This is a genomic window from Corynebacterium sp. c8Ua_99, assembly GCF_039907185.1.
GTDB lineage: Bacteria > Actinomycetota > Actinomycetes > Mycobacteriales > Mycobacteriaceae > Corynebacterium > Corynebacterium jeikeium_D.
This window is the reverse complement of record NZ_JASBOG010000027.1, coordinates 1-8,359: the sequence shown is the minus strand read 5'-3', so window position 1 is coordinate 8,359 and position 8,359 is coordinate 1. Positions and strand designations below refer to the sequence as shown.

Genomic DNA, 8,359 nt, shown 5'->3' with positions numbered 1-8,359 from the left:
GCGGCTTCCGATTCGCTGTCCGCAGTCTCAGTAGCGGTACCCGGCTGGGACTGCTCAACCGGAGCCTCTGTCTCCGTACCAGGCTGCGAAGACGGTTCTGCAGCCGCATCCTCAGTGCCCGGCTTCGGTGCTGCCGGTGCAGCTGTAGCAGTGCCCGGCTGTACCGGTGCGTCATCAGCGGTAGGTGCGGCCATAGCAAGCGGAGCGCCAAGCAAGGCCCCCGCAGCGATACCTGCAGCTAGACCGCCAACACGGATTCCAAATTTCATCTATTTTCCCCAATCCATGACAGAATGGAGCTGACCGTGTTAAGCGAAATGCTCTACACAGGTCACCTCCGTCCCCGGCTCGCAGTTGTGACTGCAATCTCGTCTGCGAACCGGGGACTTTTGTTTTGTCGTCGAATGACGACGATGTAATTAAATTTTTTTAAGGAAATACTTTTAAGGCGCTACCCTAATTGGTGGGGTGCATCACATTCATTGCTGTTATGTAACGTCGCATGCAACTCGCTGTCTCACCAGCACTTTCAGCCGGAGACGAGCCTTTCGCTGCTTTCCGTCTACGGTCTTGCGTGATTGATAGGCGCGCTTGGTGGGATCCTCGTAGACCTCACCGCCCCACACCCCGGACGTTTCCGGCAGTGCCTCCGCGAGTCCGTGACACAACTGCCGAACGGGACATTGCTCGCAAATCGCTATTGCTTGCGCATAGCGCCGTTCCACCGCTTTCCTCGGTTCTCCTGCGACCGCCGCGTCCCACAGATGCGGCGATGCATCACCGGTCGCGCACAGTCCATCAGCTAGCGCAGCATGCACCGCTCGAATGAGTCGAAGCTCTTCGAGCTCACCAGGTGTTACTCTCAAATCCATCTTCCGCCCCAGGTCTTCCAAACAGTGATTTAGCTGGTCAGATAGCCGGTCACATCTACGGCATCGAGAAATGCCCAGCGGCTGCCTTGCGCATAATCAAGACCTGCCGCTTTGGCGGCATGATGGTCGATTGCCACCTGCCCCATATCGAGATCTCGTGCCTCGACGACACGACCCGATGCCAGCAGCTTCGACCACGGTCGATGCCCCCTCTGGTCGGGAACTGACACATTCCACACAGGTGGATTATCGACTGGCAGGTCATCCCGGAAACGGGCCATGACTAGGGCAGTCAGGTGCCGCACATGACCGGGAAGCTCCCGGGAAGCCAACACGCGATGCATCTGCTCACGACTCCACCCCGCGTCCAAACGGTCACGAATGGCCGCAGCGATGCGCGGATACTCCCGCAATGGAACCGCCTGCATCTCCTCCGGCAACACATCAGCGACGAGGGCGGAATCCTCCGAAATCACATCATTGTGATTTTCATACCCAGGCATCGGCTCAGAAATGGCCGATTCTGCCCCCTCATGGACATTCTCCGGGGATTGCGGCGCTTTTTCAGGATTCACCCTCTCAGCGGATCGCTGAACGCTCTCCGAGGCACTGAGCGCCGAACGATGACGGTCGAAAGTTTCGCCGCGGCCATCGTGGACGTCGCCGGCAGGCGCGTCCACCGCCCCGGCGTGAGCGTCGGGAGCACTCCCCCGCCCCGATGAGCCGCCAGGCTCACCCGAGTGAGGCTCCGCCGAACCCTGCTCCCTCGGCTCTGCCGCAGCGTCGACCGGAGGGGAGGGAGGGGAGGGGGTGGTAGTTAACCCTTGGTAGTTATATGGGGTGTCACTGTTGACACTCTTACTTTTGCCGTTTTTGACACTCTTACTTTGTTTGGGTGTCATTTTGACACTCTTAGCCTGACCTGCGGTTTTGGTTTTGTCGGGTAAGGGTGTCATTTTGACACTCTTACCCGCTTTCTCCTGTTGAAAATGCCCGGCGAGCATGCCTGGCAGATTGATGATGTATTTGCTCGTCGTCTGTCGAGCTTGGCCGTGTTCATTGCGAACCCAGCGGCGCTGGATTTCGATAATGCCGAGTTGCTCCAGCTCCTTGAGTTGCCGTTGAACCGTTGACCGAGATTGCCCGGTCCTGCGCGCCAGATCCTGTACCGAAGGCCAGCACACCGCTCGCCCATCAGTACGTCGCTCGGTCTTGTCCGGGTCATTAAACGGATCTGCTCGGTCAGCGAGCATCGTCAGCGTGAACTTGCACGCTGGCTTGAGCACGTGAACATGCTCGACACAGATACCCATTTCTGCAAAGCCCATTACCAGTCCCACCCCTTCCCAGAGTGGATATTCGACAGGCTGAACCAATGCCCTAGACGGACTCCTGAGGTCTGTGTAAAATTAAGTCCTGTTGGTGAGACTACGGTCTTTCGAAGCGCTACTACCTTGGCAGAGGTAGTAGCGCTTTTCTTTTGCTTTGTCATTGCGCAGCATCCCCCAGAATCGCTTCAACATCCTTGCGGGGGATGCGCCATTGCCCAGAAGGCAACTGAATTGCGTTGGGAAACTGCCCCTTCGAAGCCCACGCTTGCACCGTCCGACGGGTTACCGACGGCAATAGTGCGGAAGCCTCACCGGATGAAAGCCACTCCGATTCATCCATTTTGTGCGTATCTCGTTCACTCATGAACACGAATGTAACGGCTTGCGCCTTGTACGTCAAGCGCACACATTGCGCCATATTCGCCACTCATGTACTGTTGCGCCTATGACAGCGAAATCGATTCAAAAAAGCTACACAGCCGACGAGGCAATCGGCATCACCGTCAATCAACTAATGTTTACCCATCGAGTAACAAGAAAGATGCTGGGCGACGCCCTCGGTATTTCAGGGCAGACGCTAGGGCGGAAAGTGCGCGGACAGATTTCATGGTCTCTCGCAGAAATTTTTGCGATAGCCGCCTATTTCAATATTGAAGTGACCGACCTTCTCCCCCGTCGCGTTCCCCAAATGCAAGAAACCCCCGGTTCGCTTTCGCGAACCGAGGGTTCCAACTTAGTGGCGGGGGCTGGATTCGAACCAACGACCTCTGGGTTATGAGCCCAGCGAGCTACCGAGCTGCTCCACCCCGCGTCAACTGTCCCGGCTTTTACAAGCACTCACAGCGGGTGCTGACCTCTCCGGCCAACGAGATGTAACTGTAGCACGGACCTTCCAACAAAGACCAATCCCCAGGTCATAGCCAGTTTCGCTACAACCTGGGGACTCTGCGAACCATAAGACCCTATGATTCTCGGCTAATCTCCCGTTGCAAGCCTTACTCTCTGTAAACCTTACTGGCCGTTGGCCTTCTGGTAGTCAGCGGCAGCGCGGTCGAGCTCGGCAAGTGCCTGGCCCTGGGCTGCGTAGTCACCGTTCTTCTGGGCGTCGTTAAGCTTCTTTAGCGCGTCGGAGATACGGCGAGCGGCGTCGTCACGCGCAGCGACATCAACCTTGCGCTCTTCCTTCGGTGCCTCGTCGTCGGACTCAGCGTCGGCGGCGTCCTTGTCCTTATCCGACGGCTGCTCCTCAGCCTCTTCCTCACCGCGGACCTTGGTCACGGCGGAAGCATCGATACCGACCTGACTCAGAGCCTCAGTGACCGTAGCGCCGTAGCCCACCTGACCGCGGTAAGCGACGAGAATACGCAACAGCTTCGGGAATGCGGTCTCCTGCCCCTTGCGTTGGGTGTAGACCGGTTCGACATAGAGAATCTCGCCATCGCCGACCGGCAGCGTCAGCAGGTTACCGTTGGTGACTACGTTCGTACCCTCGAGCAGGGTGCGGTCCTGGGCGACCTCATCTGCGGACATCATCGTGTCCTGCGCCTGACGTGGACCCATGGTCTGGGTGTTGGTCGGCAGAGCACGAATAGTGATTTGGCCGTAGGTCTCCGGCTCGGAGGAAGCACTCATCTGAGCGGAGAGGAACTCACGCTCCAGTCCACGGAATGCCGAGATCAGCTGGAAGCTCGGCTTGCCGCTCTCCGGATCGGAAGCGACAACATAGTACGGCGGCTGAGAGAGGTTCTTGTCTTCCGGTGCGGTCGGGTCGGACGGGACAGACCAGAAGGAGTCATTGGCGAAGAACACGCCCGGATCGCTGACGTGGTACTTCGCCATCAGCTCACGCTGAACCTTAAACAAGTCCTCCGGGTAGCGCAGGTGCTCCTGCAGCTCCTCGGAAATCTCGGACTTTGGCTTCACCACACCTGGGAAGACGCCTTCCCAGGCCTTGAGCACCGGATCTTCCTCATCGAACTCGTAGAGCTCAACGGTGCCATCGTAGGCATCGACGGTCGCCTTGACCGAGTTGCGGATGTAGCTGACCTCGCTGTTCGGCAGCGGGCGTGGAGTGCCATCCGGGTTAATGGAGTCCTGCGTGGTTTCCTGGAGGCTCATGCGCTGGGAGTACGGCATCTTGGCCAGCGTGGTGTAGCCGTCGACGATCCACTTCATACGGCCATCGACTACAGCCGGGTACGTCTTGGTGTCGGTAGTCAGCCATGGGGCGACCTTCTGAACACGGTCACGCGGATCGCGGTTGTAGATAATCTTGGAGTCCGACCCAATGCGGTCGGACAGCAGGATGTTGAGTTCCTGGTAACGGGTGGCGAAAATCATGCGGCTGGCAAGTCCGCCAACGCCAACACCGCCCTCACCGTCGTAGGTGAAGTTTCGGCCGTCAGCATCGTACTCGTAGTCCTTGCCGTCACCATTGCCACCGACAATCGCGTAGTCGGCATCGCTGTTGGCGATAACCGGACCGTAGTAGATACGCGGCTGCTTCAGGTTCAGGTTCATGCCGTTCGGGTCCTCGGACTCGAACAGGTCAGCCACGGTGTACAGCGGGTAACCACCGCGGGCGGAACCGGACTCGGAGGCAACCTCGTCAACCTTATTAGCCGGCGCAGCAACGAAACCATTGCCGTGAGTGTAGACCGTGTGACGGTTAATCCAGTCAGTCTGGTTGCCCTGCAGAGTCTGCGGGTTCAGCTCACGAGCAGCGACAATGAAGTCACGGGACTCCCCATCAATCTGGTAGCGGTCAATGGCAAGCGGATCGGAGAAACCGTAGAAGTTCTTCAGCTGACGTTGCTGAGTGAAGGTACGCGGCAGGACCTCCGGATCCAGGATTCGGATATTGGCCAATGTCGCGGCATCGCGCGAAATCGAATCCGCACCTTCCTTTGCTGCCTCCTTATCGCCTTCCTTTTCAGCCGGAACGCCCCAGTCGCGCTCGACCTTCACCTTGTCGTCGGTAAGCCCGTAGTGGTAGCGCGTCGATTCAATGTTGCGCGCAATGTATTCACGTTCCTTGGAAGCGCGGTTCGGGTTAACCGAGAACTGCTCAACTGCCATCGGCCAGGCCACGCCGATCAGCCCCGCGGAGACCAGCATCAGCACTGTGGCAAACGCCGGAATGGAGAGGTTGCGCAGGAAGATAGAAGCGAAGAATGCAGCGGCCACGACAATTGCGATGACCAGCAGCGTAATCTTTGCCGGCAGCAGCGCATTGATATCGGTGTAGGAACCACCGGTGAAGGTTTTCTGCTTGTTATTCAGCAGCTCATAGCGGTCCAGCCAGTAAGACACAGCCTTGAGCAGCATGAAAACACCGGCCCAGCACGCCAACTGCGCACGAGCCGCATTGGAAACGCGGGTCTTCTCCCCTGTAGTCGGGTTACCTGGGCGGATGCCACCAAGGAAGTAATGTGTCACCAGCGACAGCAGGAACGCAATAACTACCAGGACAACCAGCGTCGAAACGATGTACGACCACAGCGGCAACTGGAATGCATAGAAGCCCAAGTCCTTGCCGTACTGCGGGTCAGTCTCACCGAAGGACTGCCGGTTTAAGAACAGCTGCACCGTCTGCCAATTGCCCTGCCCCACAAGGCCACCGAGTACGCCGAATACAACGGGCAGCGTGGTGAACATCGACTTCGAACCAGATTCAGCCATCCGTCGGTACACTGCCTGCGGGCTGCGTGGATCCGTCAGCCCGAGGTCGACGGGACGCGAGCGCCACGCCAGCCACATAGATAGAAATGTCAGTGCACCCGTTATTAGGCCTACGGTGATAAACAGGACAATACGAGTGAGCCACGTGGTGGCGAATACCCCTCGATAGCCCACTTCACCGAACCACTGAAAGTCCGTATAAAAATTGACGGCGATGGGAATAACAAAGGTCAGCGCGGCAATCACCAACACGGTAATTGCCAGCCACCCCGGGCGGCCACCCGCCGATCGTCTCGGTCGAGTCTGGTTTAGAGACAACGTCTCTCCTGTTCAAGTTGAGCTTGACTTACCAGCGAGCTGGCAAGTCGAACGTACGCTTATCTGTCATCTACTCTAAATAAAGTTCCTAACAATTGACTAAGGATGCTGTTTAAACAGCGTTGCCAGGAAAGGGGCGTCGTCAAGCGTCATGAGCGAAAACAACGGCACACAGACTCATCTCAGCCAGCAGGCACTCAATCGCGCCGTGCGCGAGGCTGTCGAATACGTCCACGCCGAAGGTTGGGACCGTGCTCCGAGTCTCTTCGCCCTCGTCCCCACCGCCGCGCTTGCCGACGTGCTTGCCGACGAGCTGATTGACAGCGCCCCGCTGACTGTCGTTGCGCAGGAGCCTCTCCCCGAGGGAATTGAAGGTGGTAGCCCTGAGTTGGCGGACTTTATCGCTCGAACATCGTGGCCAGCAGGTGTCGTCGGTGCCGTGTTAGCGCAGGAAATTATAGTCCTTTCCCCGGAGCAGGCGGACAGTTTTGAGGGAGCATCCGTAGACGAGGTGCGGGCACAGGCGGATGGCGAGGCGGCTCGTCAGGCACGTCTTTTCAGTGGCGTTATCAGTGAGGGGCCACACCTAACGCTGATTCAGCCGCGCCCCACAGAAGCAGAACTGGATGAGCGTGGCCCCTTTGCTGAAGATGAGATTGAGCTAAAAGATGGTTCTGGGGTAGCCGATGGTGTCATCGCTGCGCTGTACTCCACGTTCGGAAGTAACTCATAACTCCACCTACCAGCGACAAGAGACAAACAAGAGGCGTTGAAAGCGCCGAATATCCTTATAACTAGCTGATTCCGGTTGACATCAGGACTAGAACCTAGTTGTATAACAAAGTGATAAAGGCGCGTCTCTAAGTTTCCGCTCAGGGTTCTGTTGGACTTGGTTCTGTTGGACTCGGATTCTTCCAGGGACGGGCGAATGTGGCGAAGAAATCGCGAGTGTAGCGCGAGTTTTTCCTTCTATTGGTTTTCAACTAAGAGGTTTTTAATTATGAAGAACAACGTTGTTCGCCGTGCAGCAGCCTCGGCAGCTGCAGCTTCTGCGCTGGCAGCCTCCCTCCTGACTGGTGGTGTTGCCAACGCTCTTCCTACTGGTAACTACGTTGCCTTCGGCGATTCCTTCGCTGCTAACCCGGGCCAGTCCGATCCGGCCGTGCCGGGCCGTGGTGGCTGCCCAATTTCGGTTTCGAACATCGGCTCTCACGTTGCTCGCGAGACTGGCCTTGAACTGCACGACTACTCCTGCAACGGCACTACCGCTTTCATGCCGACTCAGCCGCAGAAGTCCCTGATGGGACAGGTTGACAACGCTATCGCCCAGGGCTCCCTCGGCCCGGCTACCCAGCTGGTGACCATCTACGTTGGCGCCAATGACGCAATGCAGGGCGCTGTGCTGCCAATGCCGGTTCAGGATGACCTGTACACCACCAACGTTGTTGCCGCGGTGCAGAAAATCAAGGCCGCTAACCCAACTGCTCGCGTCATGCTGATTGGCTACCCAGCTTTCACCTCGAATGATCCGACTCACTACGCTTGCCCGGTCAACGCCGCAGGTTTTGCACCACACATTCCGGCTGCCGGCATGCACCAGTTTGAGATGGCTCTGCAGAACCGTCAGGAGCGCGCTGCAAATGAGTCCGGCATCGGTTTCGTCAACATGAAGAACATTGCCAACATCGATGTCGCAATGTGCGGCCCGGACGGTGAGCGTCAAGTCTCGGCAATTCTGGATACTGACGTTGCTTCCTACAACATGACCAACCACCCGACCTTCCACGGTTCGGCAGTTACTGGCACCACCATCGCCAACGTCTACAAGAGCACCTTCTAAGGTTGCCCGACGCCGCTCAGGCGTTTTGGAATGTAAAAACCCTCGGTCCCGCTTTGAAAAGTGTGGTCGAGGGTTTTGCTGTCTGTTGCCGCCGCGGGCCCAGTCTTTACACTTTCGCTTCCACCACGTCCGCCTCTGCAGTGACCTTAATGCGTTCTCTTCCCTTCAGCGCGCGGAGGGCGTAGAGAATTGTTGCTAAGTCGATAACCTCCTGCAGTAGTGCAATAATCTTCTGGTACTGCGAATCTGCCGCCGACTTGGAGGCTTGGATCCGAATTGTCTGCGTTCCATTGACGGATGATGGGAAAAGCGACTAC

At 57.5% G+C, this 8,359-nt stretch carries 8 protein-coding genes, 1 tRNA gene and 1 pseudogene; 4 read left to right on the top strand and 6 right to left on the bottom strand.

Annotated features, from left to right (window positions below):
* The 3 genes and pseudogenes from QKE19_RS11070 to QKE19_RS11060 all read right to left on the bottom strand — a co-directional run.
* A pseudogene (locus QKE19_RS11070) lies at positions 1–269 on the bottom strand (glycoprotein); the annotation flags it as partial.
* Positions 270–488: 219 nt separating this feature from the next.
* A complete protein-coding gene (locus tag QKE19_RS11065; protein ID WP_070644237.1) occupies positions 489–872 on the bottom strand; it encodes a WhiB family transcriptional regulator in 384 nt (127 codons plus the stop codon).
* A gap of 29 nt (positions 873–901) precedes the next feature.
* A complete protein-coding gene (locus QKE19_RS11060; RefSeq protein WP_246819700.1) occupies positions 902–1,552 on the bottom strand; it encodes a hypothetical protein in 651 nt (216 codons plus the stop codon).
* A gap of 309 nt (positions 1,553–1,861) precedes the next feature.
* Here QKE19_RS11060 and QKE19_RS11055 point away from each other — a divergent pair, with 309 nt between their 5' ends.
* A complete protein-coding gene (locus tag QKE19_RS11055) occupies positions 1,862–2,005 on the top strand; it encodes a hypothetical protein (RefSeq protein ID WP_246819699.1) in 144 nt (47 codons plus the stop codon).
* Between the two features lie 355 nt (positions 2,006–2,360).
* Here the strand turns inward: QKE19_RS11055 and QKE19_RS11050 are convergent, their stop codons facing one another.
* Positions 2,361–2,567 (bottom strand): helix-turn-helix domain-containing protein, encoded by a 207-nt coding sequence (locus QKE19_RS11050; RefSeq protein ID WP_168165031.1) that lies wholly within the window; start codon positions 2,565–2,567, stop codon positions 2,361–2,363.
* An 81-nt stretch (positions 2,568–2,648) separates the two neighbouring features.
* Here QKE19_RS11050 and QKE19_RS11045 point away from each other — a divergent pair, with 81 nt between their 5' ends.
* Positions 2,649–2,981 (top strand): helix-turn-helix domain-containing protein, encoded by a 333-nt coding sequence (locus QKE19_RS11045; protein WP_340139854.1) that lies wholly within the window; start codon positions 2,649–2,651, stop codon positions 2,979–2,981.
* Here QKE19_RS11045 and QKE19_RS11040 read toward each other — a convergent pair.
* A tRNA-Met gene (locus tag QKE19_RS11040) sits at positions 2,941–3,014 on the bottom strand. The genes QKE19_RS11045 and QKE19_RS11040 overlap by 41 nt on opposite strands.
* Before the next feature lie 200 nt (positions 3,015–3,214).
* The gene (locus QKE19_RS11035; protein WP_016423244.1) at positions 3,215–6,202 is read right to left on the bottom strand and encodes a UPF0182 family protein; all 2,988 of its coding nucleotides are present in this window, start codon (positions 6,200–6,202) and stop codon (positions 3,215–3,217) included.
* Between the two features lie 151 nt (positions 6,203–6,353).
* Between QKE19_RS11035 and QKE19_RS11030 the strand changes: the two genes are divergently transcribed.
* Positions 6,354–6,935 carry a PPA1309 family protein gene (locus QKE19_RS11030; protein WP_049180920.1) on the top strand — a complete coding sequence of 194 codons (582 nt, stop codon included), beginning with the start codon at positions 6,354–6,356 and terminating at the stop codon, positions 6,933–6,935.
* 267 nt (positions 6,936–7,202) lie between these two features.
* The gene (locus QKE19_RS11025; RefSeq protein ID WP_038626297.1) at positions 7,203–8,042 is read left to right on the top strand and encodes a GDSL-type esterase/lipase family protein; all 840 of its coding nucleotides are present in this window, start codon (positions 7,203–7,205) and stop codon (positions 8,040–8,042) included.
* Positions 8,043–8,359 lie beyond the last annotated feature (317 nt).

Coding starts and splice junctions, on each gene's coding strand:
- QKE19_RS11065 (WP_070644237.1), bottom strand. CDS start 872: ATGGATTTGAGAGTAACACCTGGTGAGCTCGAAGAGCTTCGACTCATT.
- QKE19_RS11055 (WP_246819699.1), top strand. CDS start 1,862: ATGCCCGGCGAGCATGCCTGGCAGATTGATGATGTATTTGCTCGTCGT.
- QKE19_RS11050 (WP_168165031.1), bottom strand. CDS start 2,567: ATGAGTGAACGAGATACGCACAAAATGGATGAATCGGAGTGGCTTTCA.
- QKE19_RS11045 (WP_340139854.1), top strand. CDS start 2,649: ATGACAGCGAAATCGATTCAAAAAAGCTACACAGCCGACGAGGCAATC.
- QKE19_RS11030 (WP_049180920.1), top strand. CDS start 6,354: ATGAGCGAAAACAACGGCACACAGACTCATCTCAGCCAGCAGGCACTC.
- QKE19_RS11025 (WP_038626297.1), top strand. CDS start 7,203: ATGAAGAACAACGTTGTTCGCCGTGCAGCAGCCTCGGCAGCTGCAGCT.